This is a genomic window from Streptomyces sp. NPDC057137 (assembly GCF_042670825.1).
In the GTDB taxonomy this organism is placed as follows: Bacteria; Actinomycetota; Actinomycetes; order Streptomycetales; family Streptomycetaceae; genus Streptomyces.
On record NZ_JBHUUW010000051.1, the window covers coordinates 41,064 to 59,329 of the forward strand.

Below are 18,266 nucleotides of genomic sequence, written 5' to 3' on the forward strand. Positions count from 1 at the left end.
GGGACCCCGCAGGTCAATTTCCGGCTGCCCACTCCCGTACCGCCGTCGCCATCGCCGCGACCGCCCGCGCCGTGCGCGCCGCGTCGCCGCGCACCGCCCGGCTCACCTCGACGTGCAGGAACGGCACCCCCTCGTCGGCGGCGAGCCTCCCCTGCTTGTTGTTCCGCCCTTCGAGCGGGCACGTGTCCTCCCAGGCCCGGCAGACCCGGAACCCGTCGTCGTCCAACGCGTCCGCGAGCGTGCGCCCTTGGGGGCGGGCGCGGTCGCCCGCGCCGGTGGAGACGACGAGATCGCGGCCGGGGACGCTGCTGTCGGCGTAGCCGTGGACCTGGATGGCGGGGAGCCCGCGGGCGACGAGTTCGGCGGAGACCGCGTGGAAGACGGTGTCCCGGCGGTGGGCGACATCGGCCGCGTTCCCGTCGCCCGCCCGGCGGTGGGCGCCCGCGATGACCAGGACCCCGCCCGGCGCGCCGCGCAGTATGCCCGCCCCGAGCCGGTCGGTGTACGCGTCGGCGACCGGGTGCGGGACCTGGACGCTGTAGCGCGGCGCGGTGTCCAGGTCGACGTAGACCCGTCCCCAGCCGCGCCGGGTCTCGTCCGTGCGGTCGGCGATCTCCGCGTACCGGCGGCCGGACCCGCCCCCGTCGCGCGGCGCGTCCCGCACGATCCGTACGCCGAAGTCCACCTCGGCCAGCCTGCGCTCGCCCTTCGCGTGCTCGCCGTCCAGGTACAGCGCGACGCCCTCGGCCAGGGCCTCGCGTTCGGCGCGGTCCGGGGGGCGGTAGCGGGAGTCGGCGACGACCCCGGTGGCGTACGAGGAGAGCCGGCGCTCCAGACCGGGCGAGGGCCCGTCGGTCGGGGCGGGGCCGGGGTTCGGGGCGTCGGTACGGGACCTGTCGAGCGCCGGGACGACCACGGCGACCGCTGCCACCAGGAGCGCCAGAAGTACGGCGGTGCGTGGCAGGTTCGCCGGTGCCGTTATCTTTTTGGTCGGATCAGGGCTCATGTTCGAGTGAAAGTATCAGGGTGAGAACACACCGAAACACGTCCATCGCAGGCATACGCCTGCCCCGGAACACCGTCGCACTCACGCTCGCGCTCCTCGCCACGACCGCGGCCGGCTGTTCCCTCGTCGACGGCGACAGCGACGCGGCGGGGCCCAAGGGCGAACCGTCCTTCACCGTCGCCGCGGCGGGCGACATCCTGATCCACCCGCAGCTGACCGAGCAGGGGTACCGGGACGCCGGGGTCACCGAGGTCCCCGAGGCGGTCGGCAAGAAGGTCGGCGACGACGTCCCGGAACCGGACTTCGACAAGATCATGGCCGGGGTGAAGCCCGTCATCAGCAAGGCGGACCTGGCCATCTGCCACTTCGAGCCGGTGGTGGCCGGGCCCAAGGGCCCCTTCCGGAGCTTCCCCGACTTCCTGGTGCCGCCGCAGATCACCAAGACGATCAAGACGACCGGGTACGACACCTGCTCGACCGCCTCCAACCACACGATGGACGACGGACCCGGTGGCGTGACCCGCACCCTGGACGCCCTGGACGCGGCCGGGCTGAAGCACACCGGCTCCGCGCGCAGCGCCGCCGAGGCGGCGAAGCCGCTGATCGTGGACGTGAAGGGCGTGAAAGTCGCGCAGCTCTCGTACACCCTCGGGTTCAACGGGCGCGAGCTGCCGGCCGACAAGCCCTGGGTCGCCAACAAGACCTCGTTCGACGCGATCGCCGCCGCCGAGAAGGCGGCGCGCAAGGCCGGCGCGGAGGCGGTGATCCTGAGCATCCACTGGGGGCGGGAGCACCATCCCGACCCCAGCGGCTCGCAGCTCAAGCTGGGCCGGCGGCTCGCGAAGGAGACCGGTATCGACCTGATCATCGGCCACCACGCGCATGTGGTGCAGCCGATGGAGAAGGTGGACGGCACCTGGATCGCGTACGGCCTCGGGAACCAGCTCGCCCGGCACGACGTGCCGTCCGGGCTGACCGAGGAAGGCGCCATCGGCTGGTTCGAGTTCCACAAGAAGTCCGGCGGCGGGTGGGACGTGGAGGCGCGGTACGCGCCGACGTTCGTCACGATCCCGCCGGAGGAGGACGGCGAGGCGACCGCGGACGGCGAGGCCGTCGAGCAGTCCACCACCGGCGCGAAGGGTGCGGCGAAGGACCACCGCCTGCTGGACATCGCGGGCGCGCTGCGCACCGACAAGGACCTGTCCGCCGAGGAACGCGCCCAGTACCGCCTCGCCTTCGAACGCACCCGGGGCACGATGCTCAACCGGGGCGCCTCGAAGGACGGCCTGCGGCCGCTGAACGAACTGCCGGACTGAGCTGCCCGCCCGCCCGCCGCCCGGCCGGCTGAGCGGACGGTGCCGACGGGGTGACCGACGACCGGGTCGGCCGCCCGGCCGAGCGGGCGGTGCCGACGGGACGGGCGGCGACCGGGCCGGCCGGCTCGCCACGTCCCTCCCGGTGGGACGCTGCCGGAGGCGGCGGACGGAACCGGAGCCCGGCCGACGGCACGGACGCTGCGCGCCCGGCCCGGCCTTCGGCCGGGACAGGCCCGCGCTGCCCGCGCTGCCCGTGCTGCCCGTGCCCGGGGCAACTCGATCACCCCGCGTCCCGCCCGGCGCGGGCGGACCGGGCTGGGGCCGGCGACCGGCCCGGCCGGCTCGCCACGTCCCGCCCGGCCCGGGCGCCCGCACCGTCGGCACGAGCCCGGCACGCCCGGAGGCACGGGCGGCCCGACCAGCCGGGACAGGCCCCGCCCGGCCCACCCGCGCGCGTTGACGGAATCACCCGCTCCAAACGTCGCGTAGATCACACCGGTCACTCCTCGTGCAACCTTCCCCAAGGCCTGCGAGTCGGACACTTCCGGCTGGGGCTGTTCTCCGCGCGCCCGCACGCACGCACAGAACCCGCCGATCACGAACACCCGAAGGGGAACGCTCATGGCCGCTTCGTCCGCGAAGCGACGGCACAAGGTCCGCAGGCGGGCCGACATGTCCCTCTTGGGCGGCATCCGCCCGCCCATCGCGGTCCTGTCCGCGCTGCTGCTCTCCCTCGCCGGAATCACGGCCCTCGGCTTCGGCCGGGCCGGCGAGGAATCCGTACCCAAGGCCGTCATGACCTCGCAGCAGCACTTCGCGGAGGACGGCGCCGTCGCGATGCGCGCCTCCATCGACGAGAGCGCCGCCGACCTCGCGAGAACCGCCGGACTGTTCAACGCGGGAGACCCGGCCCAGCCGGACGCCGTCGTCGACAAGATCGGCAGCGTCTACCAGAAGTGGGTCGGCACCGCCGTCGTCGAGATCTCCTCGGGCCGGATGCTCGCCGCCCGCGGCGAGAACGTGCCCGTCGCCGCGATCGACACCGCCAAGCTCTCCGAGAAGGACGGGCTCAGCCCCCGCATGGTGCGCCTGGCCAACGGCGAGACCCGGCTGCTCTCCCTCGAACTGCTGTCCTGGAAGGGACAGCCCCAGCAACTGCTCATCGCCTCCAGCAGCCTGCGCTTCCCCGGCATCAGCCTCGGCAAGTTCCGCTCCATCGCCGTCATCGACAGCACCGGCCGCATCCTCAGCAGCGACGGCATCCCGGAGAGCGAACAGGTCGTCACCGAGTACCAGCGCACCGGCATCGAGCGCTCCAAGAAGCAGCTCACGGCGTTCGCCAAGGTCGCCGCCAAGCGAGCCGACGAGCACCCCCTGAAGGCCAACGACCCCGGCGAGGGCGGCTACCTGGGCGTCAGCGGCAGCCTGCGCGGCGGTATCTCCCAGGGTGACCGCGCCATCGCCGGTTACGCGGCCCTCTCCGGCCCCGAGGCCGGCAAGGGCACCGTCGCCACCTCCCTCGGGCTGACCGTCGTCGCCATGGTGGACGTCGCCGAGGACCCGACCCGGGTCACCGACCCGCTGTTCGGGCTGCTCGCCGCCGGCGCGCTGCTGCTGATCGGCGCGCTCGCCGTCGGCGTCCTGCTCGGTACGGTCCAACGGCCGCTGCTGCGCCTCTTCCTGGAGAGCCGGCGGCTCACCCGCGACGATCTGACCCGCCCGGTCCGCGTGCCCCGCCACGGCGAGGCCGCCCGGATCGGGGAGGCGCTGGAGCGGCTGCGCCGCCAGCTCCTCGGGGAGCGCTCCGACGCGGACGAGGCCGGGGCGGGCACGCCCGGCGGCAGGAACACCGCACGGCCCGGCCGCCGAGGCCGGATCGGGGCCCGCGCCCTGCTCGCCGTCAGCGGCATCCTGCTGCTCGTCTGGTCCGCCCCGATGCTGCTCCTGCTCAACCGGGCCGACGCCACCGCCGTCGTACCGGAACAGATCACCAACGACCAGCGCGAGCGCACCGACACCCTCTCCGACCGGGTACGCCGCTCGCTCAACGAAGGCCACGCCGACCTGGTGTCCGTCGCCGGTCTGCTCGGCGCGCGCACCTCGCCCGAGGACATGACGAAGGTCCTGGACCGCACCCGTACCGACCACACGCGCTACCGCTCCCTGTACGTACGCGCCGCCGACGGCAAGATCCTGGCGCAGTCCGGCGAGTCCCCCCGGCTGCCCGAGGACAAGAAGGGCGACAGCAAGGACGGCCGTCCGTTCGCCGACCCCATCACCGTCCTCAACGACTCCGGTACGGAGCCGGTCATCGCGAGCTACGCCGAACTGCCGGGACGCGACGGCAGCACGGTCATCGGCGAGTTCCGTATCGACTTCATCAACTCCCTCCTCAAGCGGCCGGGCCTCGGCGAGATCCGTGTCGTCGACGCCGAAAGGCGTGTCCTCGGCGGCAATTCGGGCTATCTGGCCTTCGAGGACCTGCCCTCCGCGCGGCTGGAGGAACTGGCCGCGGGCACCAGCCAGAAGACCGGCATCAGCGCCCGCGCGGGCGGTGTCGTCTACCGCGACGGCAGCGGCGTGCAGGTCGCGGGCGCGGCCCCGTTCGTCGGCGGCGGCGCCGCCAAGTCGCTCAACTGGATGGTGGTGAGCTGGCAGCCGGCCGCCGGACTGGCGATCCCGGAGTACAACCTCCAGAACCGCACCGTCCTGGCCGGCCTCCTCGGCATCACCGCGGCCGCGGCCTGTCTGGGCTGGCTGCACATCGTCGTCGTACGGCCGCTGCGCGAGGTGGCCAAGCAGGCCGAGGCGCTGGCGGACGGCGACCGCCGCACCGTGCTCTACCCGCGCCACCACGACGAGGTCGGCGCCATCGCCCGCTCCCTGGAACTGCTGCGCCAGCAGGTGCTCGAACAACGCAAACGGGACAGCGCGGGGGCGACGGCCCCCGCCGCCGCCCCTGTGCGCGCACCCGCCGGAAGGAACTGACCGACCGTGCTCTTCCTCTACACCGTCCTGCTGGTGTGCTCCGCCTTCCTGCTGGTCGCCGGCGTCGTCGAGCAGCGCCGCCACTTCACCAACCTCGACCGCATCCCCGCCCGCGTGCTGGTCAACGGCATCCGCGGCAAGTCCTCCATCACCCGCCTCTGCGCGGGCGCACTGCGCGGCGGCGACCTGGTCACCGTCGCCAAGACCACCGGCACGGCCGCCCGCTTCATCCACCCGGACGCGACCGAGGAGCCGGTCTACCGGAAGTTCGGCATCGCCAACGTGGTGGAGCAGATCGGGATCGTACGGCGCGCCGCGTCGTACAACCCCGACGCGCTGGTCATCGAGTGCATGGCCGTCATGCCGGCCCTCCAGGAGATCAACCAGTCCAAGCTGATCCGCTCCACGATCGGCGTGCTGTGCAACGTCCGTGAGGACCATCTCGCCGAGATGGGGCCGACGCTGGACGACGTCGCGCGCTCGCTGTCGCGCTCGATGCCGGAGGACGGCATCTGTGTCACGGCGGAGAAGGAACGATTCGACATCCTCCAGGAGGAGGCGGACGCGCGGAACTGCCAGTTGATCTACGCGGACCCGGAGACGGTCAGCGACGAGGAGCTGCGCGGCTTCAGCTGGTTCACGTTCAAGGAGAACGTGTCGATCGCGCTGAAGGTCGCCGAACTGATGGGCGTGGAGCGCGAGACGGCGCTCCAGGGCATGTACGACGCGCCGCCGGACCCGGGTGTCCTGTCGGTCGAGCGGTATCTCACGCCGGAGGGCAACCGGCTGCGGTTCGCGAACGTCTTCGCCGCGAACGACCCCGAGTCGACGCTGATGAACATCAACCAGCTGCTCGACCTGGGCGCGATCTCCCGCCCGCTGAACGTCGTCATCAACTGCCGTCCCGACCGAGTCGAGCGCAACGGGCAGATGGGCGAGATCGTCCCCGACCTCCAGCCGGACAAGGTGTTCGTCATCGGGCACCCGGCGAAGAGCGCGATCGACGCGATTCCGGCGGAGTGGCGTTCGCGCGCGGTGGACCTGGGCGGTGACAAGCGCGATCCCGAGGAGTTCATGCGGGAGTTGCTGGCGCAGCTCGGGCCGGACTCGTCGCTGGTCGCGATCGGCAACATCCACGGTCAGGGCGAGCTGCTGCTGGAGCACCTGGCGGAGCTGCCGGCGGACGAGACGCCGGACCCGGAGGCGGAAGCGGAAGCGGACCCGGTCCCCGCGTCAACAGGGACCCCGGCGGTGCTTCCGACCCCTGCCCCGGCCCCGGCCGCCGACCCGGCCGCGACCGCGGCGCTCCCGGTGGTCGTCGTACCGCAGCAGACCCCCAGGCGCGCGATCGAGCCGGCCACCGAGCTGGTCGCCCGGCTGACCGGGCAACCGCCCGCGCCCACCACCCCCGCCGCCCCCGCTTCGTCGGGCGGCACCGCTGAACACCCGCGCCACGACGAGACGATGAAGCTCCAGCGCTACTCGCCCCACATCGACCCGTTCCAGCCCTACCCCCAGGCGTACGAGGAGCGCTACCAGCGGCCGGCCGCCGCCAAACCGCGCGGCCCCTTCGAGCCCGTGCGGATGCCGGGCCCCGCGCCGGACGAGCACGAACCCGGGCACGCCCCCGAGCACCGACCCGGGCACGAGCCACAGCCCCCGCAGACCCCCCGCACCCCGCACACTCCGCAGAATCCTGGAGAACCCCGTTGATCCCCGCAGTCCTCACGCCCGAGATCGCCGCGATAGGCATCGGCCTGGGCCTGATGTTCTCCCTGATCTGCTATCTGACGACCAACCTCTCCCCCGGCGGCATGATCACCCCCGGCTGGCTGGCGCTGACCCTCGTCGAGGACCTCCAGCGTGCCGCCATGGTCGTCGGCGTGACCGTGCTGACGTACGTGAGCACGCTCCTCGTCCAGCGCTTCGTGATCCTCTACGGAAAGCGCCTCTTCTCCGCCGTCGTCCTCATCGGCGTGCTTCTCCAGGCCACGGTGATGTTCGTGCTGTCGCTGGAGTTCCCCCTGCTGTACGCGAACCAGACGCTCGGCTTCATCGTGCCGGGCCTCATCGCGTACCAGCTCGTCCGCCAGCCGAAGGGGGCGACCATCCTCGCCACCGGCACGGTCACGCTCATGGCGTACGTCGTCCTCACCGCCGGCATCCTGCTCGGCGCCCTGCCCACCACGTGACCGGCCGACCGACCGCCCACGTGCCCACTGAAGCCTCCGGAGCTGACCTCTCATGAGTGCCAAGGCCAAGAAACGCGGTGGCCGCCGCGTCCTGCACGCGACCACCGTCATCGCGCTGCTCGCGGGCAGCGCGTACCTCACCGTCGAACTCCGCAAGGACGAGCAGGCGAAGGCGCCCGCCGTCCAGGCGATCACGGACACCCCGGACCTGACGTCGGCCGGGGACACGCGGTCCGGCGAGCAGAAGTGGGAGCGGCTGAAGAACCCCGAGCGCTCCGTGCTGCGCTCCGGGAGCGGGGCCGTACTCGCCACCTTCACCGACGGCGCGCGCACCGCGACGCTGACCGGGCCGAGCCGTACCTTCTCCGAGCCGACGAGCACCAAGTCCCGGGTGGTGACGGAGAACTGGGTGCGGCTGATGCCCGAGCCGTGGAAGAAGGCCGCCGAGAAGGAGAAGTGGTTCAAGGACTGGTTCGAGGAGTTCTACGGCAGCGAGGAGGACGACCTGTTCGCGTACGCCTTCCAGTACGTCGAGGGCGCCCCGGTCAAGGAGGACGACGAGGGCACCCCGTACGCCGGTGACGCGGACTTCGGCCCGATCAACCCCGAGGGCAGTGAGGGCGCGGACTACCGGCTCGAACAGTCGGACTTCTACGACTACCTGGGCATTCCGTACACCTTCCGCGACGGCACGACCATCCAGCCGGAGCAGAAGCGCTACCGCTCCATCGACTGCTCGGGCTTCATCCGGACGGTCTTCGGCTACCGGGGCCGGTTCCCGCTGATGGCGGACGACAAGAGCGGTGACGGACTGCCGCGTACCGCCAACGGCATGGCCCGCGCGGAGGGGACCGGCACCGACATCATCAAGCTGCGGGGCAGCACGCCGTTCGAGCGGCCGAAGTCGATCAGCGTGCTGCAGCCGGGCGACCTGGTGTTCTTCAAGCTCGACGCGCGGACCAAGGAGCGGCTGGACCACGTCGGGATCTATCTGGGCGTCGACACCGACGGCCACCAGATATTCGTGTCCAGCCGCGAGGAGGTCAACGGCCCGACGATCGGCGACAAGGGCGGCACGTCACGCCTGGACGGCAACGGCTACTACGCGAAGACGCTGCGCAGCGCCAAGCGCCTCTGAGCCACTGGTCCAGGAGCGCGGCGGGAGCGGTGCGGCGGGGGCGGTCGTCAGCCCTCGTCGCGCAGTTCCTCGGGGCAGGGTGTGCCCGGACGGAGTTGGTACGGAGCGGAGATACGGTACGTCCCCGGGCGCGGGGCCAGCAGCTCCGTCCACTCGTCGCCCTCCGTGTTCTTCTCGGCCCGGAACACACAGCCGTTGGGGTTGGTGAACTTCTTGGGGCCGTCCTCGTCCGCCTTGGACGCGGCTGTCTCCTCCGGGCGGTCCAGGCTCTCGCCCTTCTCGTCCACGACGGCGAGCCAGCGCGAGTACGGGATGCGGATCAGCACCCTTCCGGCGGTCTTCACCTCTATGGTCAGCTCGTTGGCCGACGCCTCCCGCACGACGGCCGGCGGGTCGGCCAGCGGCATCGGGTCCTGGACCTCGTAGAGCTGCCAGTTGGCGTCGCCCCACAGGTGGTTCAGATAGGGCAGGCCGCGCTGTACGAGCTCCGCCTCCAGGCCCGCGCCGTTGTCCGGGCGGCCCTTGGGCAGCACGACGTAGCGGACGGCCCAGCGGTCGAGCCAGGCGCGGTAGCTGTCGTCGGTGAGGCTGTCGTCGTAGAAGAGCGGGTTGCGCTCCATGTCGGCCTGCCGGTTCCAGCCACGGGCCAGGTTGACGTACGGCGCGAGCGCCGACGCCTCGCGGTGGCTGCTGGCGGGGACGACCTCCACCCGGCCGCGCTCGGCGCCGACCTCCTGCAACTCGTTGACCAGCGGCGCCAGTTCACGGGTCCAGGACGCGGTGGGCGCGGTGCGGATGATGTCGTCGACGCCCTTGTAGCCGATCCAGAAGTTGAACGCGGCGAAGGCCAGCACCAGCGCGTACCACTTGCGTGAGCGCGGCACGGCGTACGGCAGCGCGGCGAGCAGCACCACACCGCCGACGATCATCGCGAGCCGCGACACGTTGGAGCCGATCTGGGAGTCGATGACCCAGGTCAGCAGGGTCCCGATGCCGTAGACGGCGGCGGCGGTACGGACCGTGTGCCAGTCGCGCGGCACGAGGAAGAAGGCGACGACGGCGAAGAGGAAGGGCAGCGACGCGGTCCCGAGCGACATCGGCTGTGTGCCGGAGAACGGGAACAGCCAGGCGGAGAGCGCGACGACGGCGACCGGGGCGAGCCCGACCGCGTACGCGCCGGGACGCCGCTTGTTGAGGAAGAGCGCGGCGGCGACGACACCGAGGAACAGTCCCGCCACGGGACTGGCGGCCGTCGCGAGCCCGGCGAGGGGCGCGGCGACGACGCCCTTGGCCCAGCGCTTGTAGCGCCAGCGGTGCGGCCAGCAGAAGACGGCGGCGACGGCGCCGAGCGCGAACATCGTGCCGAGACCGAACGTCACACGGCCGGAGAGCGCGTTGCAGAGGAAGGCGAAGACCCCGGCGAACGAGCACGCCAGCGGATTCCGGACGGCCTTGACGCGGTAGAGGATCAGCGAGGTCAGGGCGGCCGAGACGGTCCCTACGATCATCATCGTCGTACGGACGCCGAGCAGCGACATGAGGTACGGCGAGACGACGCTGTACGAGACGGGGTGCATCCCGCCGTACCAGGCGAGGTTGTACGCGGAGTCCGGGTGGCGGCCGACGAACTCGGCCCACGCGTCCTGCGCGGCGATGTCGCCGCCGCTGTTCGCGAGGAAGAAGAACCAGAGGACGTGCACGATCCCGGCGACCACGCCGGTGAGCAGGACGGGGTGCCGCAGCACGCGGCTGCGCAGGTCCTTGGCGGGCTCGGGGGCCTGGCCGGCCCCCACGGTCTTCCCCGTCGCCCCGGTGGGCGGCGTTGTGCTCGTACTGGTGCTTGTACTCGTACTGCTGCTCGTGCTGGTGCTGCCGTCGGCGCGCGTCGGCTCAGCGGTGGTCACTGCGACTCTCCCCGTCTCACCGTCAGCCCGGTGTGCCGGCCCCCCTGCGGTCCGTCCGGCCCTGGAGGAAGTAAGGACGCCGTCCACGCGTCCCGAGTTGCCTGGCTGCCCTTGATCGGACGCTAGCACGCGGCCAGGGGCGGGGAGGGCGCCATTTCCGGCGCCCTCCCGTGCCGGGTCAGCCGACCCGCGTCAGCTTGTCGCCGAACGTGGGCTCGGTCAGGTCGCCCTGGAGCGCGACGGCCACCTCGACCTGGCTCTTGCCCTCGCCCACGGTGAGCGTGCCGACGTGCGTCCCGGCGGCGGCGGTCTCCGGTACGGCCTTGGCACCGCTGGTCAGTTCGAGCTTGACGGTGAGACCCGACCAGCCGACGGCCTTCACGTCCTCGACGGCGACGACCGGCACGGTCGTCCCCATGCCGTTGTCGACCTCGCCGACGACCTGGCCCTTCTTCACTATCGTCGCGCCCTCCAGTTCGTCCTGCGTCGCGCGCATGACGTCCTTGCTCACCGCGTTGACGGTGTCGATGATCGGCGACTTGTGCTGGCCGAGGACCGCGCCGACGATCAGCTGGTCGGTGTCGCCGACCATCTTGTGCGCGGCGAAGAGGAGATTGCCGCCCGCCTTGGTGGTCGAGCCGGTCTTGATGCCGAGCGCGCCGTCGTACGGGACGAGGGTGTTGTAGTTCCGCCAGGTCTTGCCCGACGGGTCCGTCCACTGGGGGAGCTTGGTGATGTCCATCAGCGCCTCGATCTCGACCAGCTTCTGGCCGAGCTTCACCTGGTCCTCGGCAGAGCTGACCGTCGTCGCGTCGAGGCCGGACGGGTCGGTGTACGTGGTGTTCTTCATGCCCAGCTCTTCGGCGGTGTCGTTCATCTTCTTGACGAACTCCTCCTCGGAGCCGTTCGTGTCCCAACGGGCCAGCAGGCGGGCGATGTTGTTCGCGGACGGGATCATGAGGGCGGCCAGCGCGTCGTGCTGGGTGAGCTTGTCGCCCTCCTTCACGGTGTTGAGCGTCGACTCGCCCTGCGCGTCGAGCCCGCCGTCCTCCTCGGCCTTGGCGTCGACCGTGATGGACGGACCCTTCTCGCCCTTCTTCAGGGGCTTGTCCTGCAGGACGACGTACGCCGTCATGGCCTTGGCCACACTGCCGATCGGCACGGCCTTCTGCTCACCGAACGAGTCGACCGTGCCGAGCCCGGTCGCCGCCATGAAGCCCTGGCCCTCACCGGGCCACGGCAGCGCGGGCTTGTCGCCCTCGAAGGTGTACGTCGACTTCGCCGTGAGGTTCAGCGAGGGCGTCGGGAGCGGACGCACGAACTGTACGACCGCAAAGATGATCAGTACGAGCACGAGCAGCGGCGTCCAGATCTTGACCCGCCTGACGACGGTACGGGTCGGAGTCTCGGGCGGCGCCGGCTTGTTGGTCAGCTCGGCGAGCAGATCGAGCGGCGGCAACGGCGGCATGGGCTGCTGCCGCGTCCGCTCGGCCTCGACAACGGGCCCACCCGCGGGCTTCGCGGGCACCCGCACCTCGTCGGCCCGCAGAGGCACGAACCTGCTGGTGCGCTCGGCGGGCAACTCGCTCGGGGCGGGGGCGGGCGTCTGCGGCGGGAGCTTGAGCATGGCGGTGGGCTGGTCGACCCCGGGCCGCTTGAGCGCCTTGAAGACGGCGGTCTTCCGATCGACGCCGGGCTCGTCGGACCCGGTGTCGGACTTGGACTCGGCGTCCTGCCCGGCTTCCGGCTTGGCCGGGGTGGGTCGGGACGGGGGCGCGCCGTCCGCCTTCGGCGAGCTGTCCGGCTTCGCAGGCGCGAACGGGGGCTCGGATGTGGGCTTCAACGCCTTGAAGACCGCGGTCTTCCGATCGACGCCGTCCTCATCGGCCGCAGACCCGGACCCGGCTTCCGGTTCGGCGGAGGCGGACCGGGACTCGGACGTGCCGTCCGACTTCGCCGACGCGCTGTCGCGCCCGCCCGGCCCGGCGTCGGCCGCCGTACGGGAATCGGATCGGCCCTCGGGCCGCGACGTGGCCTCGTCGGAGGTGGGCCGCAACTTCGGTGCGGCTTCCGGCTTCGCCGGCGCGAACGCGGGCTCGCCCACCGCCCGCTGCGACGCCGACTTCTCGGACTGTTCTGACTGTTCTGACTGCGACGTCTTGAAGACCGCGGTCTTCCGATCAACCTCGGACGAGTCGGTCGCGGACCCGCGCTCGGCTTCCGGTTCGCCGGAGGCGGACCGGGACTTGGACGTACCGTCCGGCTTCGCCGACGCGCCGTCACGCCCGCCCGGCGTGACCTCAGCCGACGACTGCGGCCCGGCGTCGGCCGCCGTACGGGAATCGGATCGGCCCTCGGACCCCGGCGCGGCAGCAGGCGCGGACTCCGGCGCGGGCTTCAACGCCTTGAAGACGGCCGTCCGCTGGTCGACGCCGGGCTCGTCGGGGGTGGGCCGCGACGTAGGCGTGGCCTCCGGCTTCGCCGTCGTGAACGCGGATCCGGGCTCGGCGCCCCGCTCCGACGGCGACTCGGACTTCGGTTCGGTCGTGGATTCCAGTTCGGGCTCCGGTTCGCGTTCCGCCTCCGGATCGGCCGTGTCCGCCGGTCGCACGGCCTTCGCGGCGGCGTCCGCTGCCGGTTCCGCTTCCCGCCCGCCCGTGGGCGACCCCGCCGAAGACCCCTCAGAAGCCGTCACACGCGCCTCAGCGGCCTCAGGAGCCCCGGAGCCGTCCGATGCCCCCCGAGCCTCGGAAACGGCCGCCGACCGGTCGGCAGGGGCGTCCGAGGAACCGTCCGTCGCCGCCGTCGCGTCCTTGCCGTTGGCAGCCGGCTGATCCGCCTCCCCGGCAGTGGCAGCCGCAGCCGACTCACGGAAGACCGCGAACCTCGGGTCCTGTTCCTGAGCGTCCTGAGGCGACGTCGAGGTCGGCGTCGCCTCCCCCGACGACTTCCGCTGCTCCGACTTGTCGGGGGACTCGCCCGCCACCGTGCCTCCTCATGCGATGTGCGGCCCTGGCGGCGCTCGCGCGCTCCGCCGCCGCACTCTCCGAACCGATTATCAGTGTCCTGTGTGAAACCACAGCTCAAGTGCCAGACGAGAACGACATACATAACGGTTCCCGTACAAAGCGGCCAGGCACTCTCGACAGACCAATGTGAGAGGGGTCACCCTGTCATTCATCCACGCGGGGAGGCATGGATGGGCAAGAGCCGCAGAAGTATTCCGGAGGAGCTCCTGTTGCTCGCTCTGGACCCGGCCACGGGTACCACAGCGCAGCCGCAGTCGCTCGACCTCGGCCTGGCCGGAGCCCAGCTTGTAGAGCTGGCTCTGGCAGGACGGATAGCCCCTGACGGGGATCGTATCGCCGTGGTGATGCCGCGGCCGACCGGAGATCCGACTCTGGACTCCGCGCTGGAACTGCTGCGCCGACGCGGCAGCCCGGTTCGCGCAGTTCACTGGATCGGCGGGCCCCGACTGGGGCTCCGCCAGATTTACCTCTCGCATCTGGAGCGGTGCGGCATGGTTCATGCCGTGGCGGGCCAGATGTGCGGAGTGCTGCCGACGACTCGCTACCAGGCGACGGAGACAGCGATCAGCCGCGACATCAGGTCACGGCTGGACAGTGCGATCCGCACCGGCGTACCGCCGGACCCGCGGACCGCGGCGCTCGCCGCACTGGCCCACGCGGTCGGACTGGGCAAGCACCTGTACCCCGGGAACGAGGGGCGCTCGTCGCGCTCCCGGCTCCGGGACCTGATCAGACACGACCCCATGGGCGGTCTCGTGGCGCATGCCGTGATGGACGTCCAGAACGGTGTGGCCGCTCAGCCGCGCCGTAATCCCGCACCGGGAGGCCGACCGCCGGCCGTACCGATGCAGCCGCAGCGCGCGGGCGGCATGGCCCGCGTCGCGGCGCACTGAGAAAGCACGGACGGAACACGGACACGACCGCACGCGGGTATCGCAATCCGCCGCGCCGACGTCCCCAGAGACCCGGTTCGGGAGCCGCAAAGGACGCGCGGGGTCAGCCGTACAACCGGCTGCCCCGCGCGTCGCGCGCCCGAATACAGGCTCCGGCCGCGCCGTGTCCACTTACCGCCCGTGCTTTCCCCTCTGTGGCTGTTTTCCAGCGCAGTTGGGGCCATCGGTGGCAGTCTGCTGAGACGTAGACACACAGAGCTACGCAGTTACTCAGCAGGAGGTGCCGTTTCCGTGGCGTCCAGTGTCAATCCCACCGTCAGGCGACGCCGATTGGGCCAGGAGCTGCGCCGGCTCCGCGAGGTCAAAGGCATGACGGCCGAGGAGGTGGCGGAGCGCCTGCTGGTCTCCCAGTCGAAGATCAGCCGTCTTGAGAACGGTCGCCGTTCCATCAGCCAGCGCGATGTCCGCGACCTCTGCGGTGTGTACGAGGTCGAGGACAACCGCATTGTCGAGTCGCTGATGCAGATGGCCAAGGACTCGCGCCAGCAAGGCTGGTGGCACGCCTTCGGCGATATCCCGTACAGCGTCTACATCGGCCTGGAGACGGACGCCGCCTCGCTGCGTGTGTACGAACCGCAGGTCGTGCCCGGCCTGCTCCAGACCCGGGGCTACGCGGAGGCGCTGATCACCGGCGCGCTCCCGGAGACCTCACCCACGGACGTCGAGAAGCGCGTCAGCGTACGGGTACGCCGCCAGGAGCGGGTCAACGCGCCCGAACTGCCGCTGCGGCTCTGGGCCGTGATCGACGAGTCGGCGCTGCGCCGCGTGGTCGGCGGCAGGCATCTGATGCGCGAGCAGCTGGAGTTCCTGGTCGAGCTGTCGCAGCTCCCCCATGTCACGGTGCAGGTGCTGCCGTTCGAGATGGGCGCCCATCCGGGCATCAGCGGGCATTACGCGATCCTCGAATTCCCGGACGCCACGGATTCGAGCGTGGTCTACATCGAGGGCGTCACGAGTGATCTTTATCTGGAGAAGGCGAACGACGTCCAGAAGTACAGCGTGATGTACGAACACCTTCGCGCGCAGGCGTTGAATGCGGACCAGACGCGCGAGTTCATCTCGGACATCGCCAAGGGATACGCCCGCTAAGGGAGTTCGAGAGAAGCAGGGGCGGCAGAATACACCCGGTGGACTCGTACCGAAAGGGTCCACCGGGATATCTCATCCGGTCGAGTGAACGGCCGCCCCACGCGTCGATCGCGGCTAGTAGCGTCGATCTTGCCAGCAAGAAGTTGGCGTATTGACACCACTTGCTGAATCGGAGCGAACCGAACATGGCAATTCTTCAGGGCGCTACGGACACCTGGACCAAGTCCTCGTACTCCGGCGGAAACGGCGCATGCGTCGAGGTCAAGTCTCCCGTCGTGCAGGCAATTGCCGTACGCGACTCAAAGGCCCCCGAGGGTCCGTCGATCACCTTTGTCCCCGGATCGTGGACCACATTCGTGCAGGAGATGAACCAGGGCGCCTTCGATCTCGGCTGAGCCCGTTACCCCCCACCGCCCCAACTGAGCCGCACAGCGCCACCGCACCACCCGGCATCACCGGCACCACCGGCACCACCGGCACCACCCAGCAACAGAGCCCCACAGCACGGAATGAGCCCTCTCGACCTGTCCGCCGTCCTGGCCGAGGGGGCTCGGCCATGCCCTCACTTCACACGAACTCCCTCTCGGCCGCACGGGACCCGCATCCCGTGCGGTCGTTTCTGTTGCGTTGCGGTACTGCTACCTACTACCGCGTTCTGACGAAGCGCCCACCCATCGTGTGGTTCCCGTCACGTTCACGACAACGCCCCACCAGGTCAAGAACTAGTAAAATCGTTCGGCTTTCTGACCCACGTTCACATTTATGACCGCTGGAACCCTTGACCCACTGGCGTGAGTAGCGATTCAATCCCCGAAGTCCCCGCTCCCGCACGGGGGCGCCGCTGACCGGACGCACTGACGAAGAGCACCAACGTTCACAAGGCGGACCCCTGGAGGGGGCACATGAACAGTCTCGACTGGACCGTGCTCATCGGATACTTCGGTGTGATGGTCGCGATCGGCGTCTGGTCCCACAAGCGCGTGGGCGACGTCCATGACTACTTCACGGCCGGCGGCAAGATGCCGTGGTGGCTTTCCGGCATCTCGCACCACATGTCCGGTTACAGCGCGGTGATGTTCACCGGGTACGCGGCCATCGCGTACACCTACGGCATCACCTCGTACGTCACCTGGTCGTTCCCCATCGCCATCGGCATCGCGATCGGGGCCAAGCTCTTCGCTCCCCGGCTCAACCGGGTGCGCTCGCGGCTGCATGTCTCGTCGCCGCTCGAATATCTCAAGAACCGCTACAACCTGCCCACCCAGCAGGCGCTCGCCTGGTCGGGCGTGCTGCTGAAGATCGTGGACGTCGGCGCCAAGTGGGCCGCCATCGCGACCCTGCTGTCCGTCTTCACCGGTGTCTCGCTCAACATGGGCATCCTGATCACGGGCGCGGTGACCGCGGTCTACTGCACGGTGGGCGGGCTGTGGGCCGACGCGCTGACCGAACTGGGCCAGTTCATCATCCAGTTCATCGCCGGTATCGCGATGCTCGTCGCCGTCCTGGCGGAGCTGGGCGGGTTCAGCAGCCTGTGGAACGTCTGGGACGAGCCCGAGCTCCAGGGCCACACGGAGCCGCTGGCCGGGCCATACATGATGGTCTTCCTGATCGCGTATCTGTTCATCAAGACCTTCGAGTACAACGGCGGCATGTGGAACCAGGCGCAGCGCTACATGGCGACCGACTCCGCGAAGTCCGCGACGCGCTCCGCGACCCTGTCGGCCGTGCTGTGGCTGGTCTGGCCGCTGGTGCTGTTCTTCCCGATGTGGGTCGCGCCGGTCCTCATCGACACGGACGTGCCGGCCGACAGCTACGCGCTGATGGCCGAACAGCTCCTGCCGCACGGCCTGCTGGGTCTGGTCATCGTCGGTTTCTTCTCGCACACGATGGCCATGTGCTCGTCGGACGCGAACGCCATCGCGGCGGTCGTGACCCGCGACATCATGCCCGCGATATCCCGTAAGGCACGGGAGTGGGACACCCGGGTCGGGCTGCTGGCCGCCCGCTGGACGACGCTGCTCTTCCTCGGTCTGTCGATGGCCATCGCGACACAGGTCACCTCGCCCTTCTTCGGCGACATCATCACCGTCGTCATCAAGTGGGTCGCCGGGCTCATGGGGCCGATCGCGATCCCGCTGATGCTGGGTCTGCTGCCCTGGTTCCGCAAGAGCGGTCCCACGGCCGCGCTGGTCAGCTGGGGTGTCGGTCTGGTCACCTTCTGGCTGGTCAACTATCCGATCAGCTGGAACGTGGACGGCGGAGTGCCGCTCCAGTACCAGGTGTCCATCCCGCTCGCCGTCTCGCTCGTCCTCTACATCGTGATCGGCTTCGTCAAGCCGGAGGACACACCGGAGCGCGACGCGGTGCTGCAGAAGATCAACAACGACGACGACGGCTCGGACGCGCGCGGCACGGTGCCGGTGCCGTCGGAGCCGGGCGACACGAAGCAGCTCGGCCGCGAGGGCGCCTCCGGCTGACGGGTGGGCGTCTCGGCCTGGTGCCGGGCCCGGACTTGCTTCACCGGGCCCGGCCGGTTGCCGGTTCGTCCTCAAACGCCGGACGGGCTGCGGGTTCTGTCCTCAAACGCCGGACGGGCTGAAGTCGTTCCGGCCGGTGGGTGGTTGTCCTCAAGCGCCGGACGGGCTGCAAAC

General features: G+C 70.4%; 12 protein-coding genes. 9 read left to right on the plus strand and 3 right to left on the minus strand.

The window, feature by feature from the left end:
• Positions 1-13: 13 nt before the first annotated feature.
• Entirely contained in the window at positions 14-1,006 is a 993-nt protein-coding gene (locus tag ACFT9I_RS30110) for a hypothetical protein (RefSeq protein ID WP_382569416.1), read from the minus strand.
• Between the two features lie 20 nt (positions 1,007-1,026).
• Between ACFT9I_RS30110 and ACFT9I_RS30115 the strand changes: the two genes are divergently transcribed.
• The 5 genes from ACFT9I_RS30115 (at position 1,027) to ACFT9I_RS30135 (ending at position 8,640) form a co-directional block, all read left to right on the plus strand.
• Complete coding sequence (locus ACFT9I_RS30115; protein ID WP_382569418.1) at positions 1,027-2,322, plus strand: CapA family protein; 1,296 nt, start codon at positions 1,027-1,029, stop codon at positions 2,320-2,322.
• A 621-nt stretch (positions 2,323-2,943) separates the two neighbouring features.
• Positions 2,944-5,310, plus strand: coding sequence for a HAMP domain-containing protein (locus ACFT9I_RS30120; RefSeq protein WP_382569420.1), 2,367 nt, complete (start codon positions 2,944-2,946; stop codon positions 5,308-5,310).
• A gap of 6 nt (positions 5,311-5,316) precedes the next feature.
• A complete protein-coding gene (gene pgsB, locus ACFT9I_RS30125) occupies positions 5,317-7,023 on the plus strand; it encodes a poly-gamma-glutamate synthase PgsB (RefSeq protein ID WP_382569421.1) in 1,707 nt (568 codons plus the stop codon).
• Positions 7,020-7,502: a poly-gamma-glutamate biosynthesis protein PgsC/CapC gene (locus ACFT9I_RS30130; RefSeq protein ID WP_354607488.1), complete on the plus strand. Its 483-nt coding sequence runs from the start codon at positions 7,020-7,022 to the stop codon at positions 7,500-7,502. The genes pgsB and ACFT9I_RS30130 overlap by 4 nt, the downstream gene beginning before the upstream one ends.
• A 52-nt stretch (positions 7,503-7,554) precedes the next feature.
• Positions 7,555-8,640, plus strand: coding sequence for a C40 family peptidase (locus tag ACFT9I_RS30135; protein ID WP_382569424.1), 1,086 nt, complete (start codon positions 7,555-7,557; stop codon positions 8,638-8,640).
• 47 nt (positions 8,641-8,687) lie between these two features.
• Here ACFT9I_RS30135 and ACFT9I_RS30140 read toward each other — a convergent pair whose 3' ends face one another.
• Both ACFT9I_RS30140 and ACFT9I_RS30145 read right to left on the minus strand, forming a co-directional pair.
• Complete coding sequence (locus ACFT9I_RS30140) at positions 8,688-10,544, minus strand: MFS transporter (RefSeq protein ID WP_382569426.1); 1,857 nt, start codon at positions 10,542-10,544, stop codon at positions 8,688-8,690.
• 178 nt (positions 10,545-10,722) lie between these two features.
• Complete coding sequence (locus ACFT9I_RS30145; RefSeq protein ID WP_382569428.1) at positions 10,723-13,239, minus strand: serine hydrolase; 2,517 nt, start codon at positions 13,237-13,239, stop codon at positions 10,723-10,725.
• A gap of 504 nt (positions 13,240-13,743) precedes the next feature.
• Here ACFT9I_RS30145 and ACFT9I_RS30150 point away from each other — a divergent pair.
• The 4 genes from ACFT9I_RS30150 to ACFT9I_RS30165 all read left to right on the plus strand — a co-directional run bounded on the left by ACFT9I_RS30150 (position 13,744) and on the right by ACFT9I_RS30165 (position 18,092).
• The gene (locus ACFT9I_RS30150; RefSeq protein ID WP_381930669.1) at positions 13,744-14,466 is read left to right on the plus strand and encodes a GPP34 family phosphoprotein; all 723 of its coding nucleotides are present in this window, start codon (positions 13,744-13,746) and stop codon (positions 14,464-14,466) included.
• Positions 14,467-14,757: 291 nt separating this feature from the next.
• Entirely contained in the window at positions 14,758-15,615 is an 858-nt protein-coding gene (locus tag ACFT9I_RS30155; RefSeq protein ID WP_382569430.1) for a helix-turn-helix domain-containing protein, read from the plus strand.
• Positions 15,616-15,800: 185 nt separating this feature from the next.
• Positions 15,801-16,010 (plus strand): DUF397 domain-containing protein, encoded by a 210-nt coding sequence (locus ACFT9I_RS30160; RefSeq protein ID WP_078494319.1) that lies wholly within the window; start codon positions 15,801-15,803, stop codon positions 16,008-16,010.
• Positions 16,011-16,517: 507 nt separating this feature from the next.
• Entirely contained in the window at positions 16,518-18,092 is a 1,575-nt protein-coding gene (locus ACFT9I_RS30165; protein ID WP_382569432.1) for a sodium:solute symporter family protein, read from the plus strand.
• Positions 18,093-18,266 lie beyond the last annotated feature (174 nt).

What these genes read in the sequence shown, in the direction of transcription:
- ACFT9I_RS30165 (WP_382569432.1), top strand. Translation starts at nt 16,518, where the DNA reads ATGAACAGTCTCGACTGGACCGTGCTCATCGGATACTTCGGTGTGATG.
- ACFT9I_RS30160 (WP_078494319.1), top strand. Translation starts at nt 15,801, where the DNA reads ATGGCAATTCTTCAGGGCGCTACGGACACCTGGACCAAGTCCTCGTAC.
- ACFT9I_RS30150 (WP_381930669.1), top strand. Translation starts at nt 13,744, where the DNA reads ATGGGCAAGAGCCGCAGAAGTATTCCGGAGGAGCTCCTGTTGCTCGCT.
- ACFT9I_RS30135 (WP_382569424.1), top strand. Translation starts at nt 7,555, where the DNA reads ATGAGTGCCAAGGCCAAGAAACGCGGTGGCCGCCGCGTCCTGCACGCG.
- ACFT9I_RS30120 (WP_382569420.1), top strand. Translation starts at nt 2,944, where the DNA reads ATGGCCGCTTCGTCCGCGAAGCGACGGCACAAGGTCCGCAGGCGGGCC.
- ACFT9I_RS30110 (WP_382569416.1), bottom strand. Translation starts at nt 1,006, where the DNA reads ATGAGCCCTGATCCGACCAAAAAGATAACGGCACCGGCGAACCTGCCA.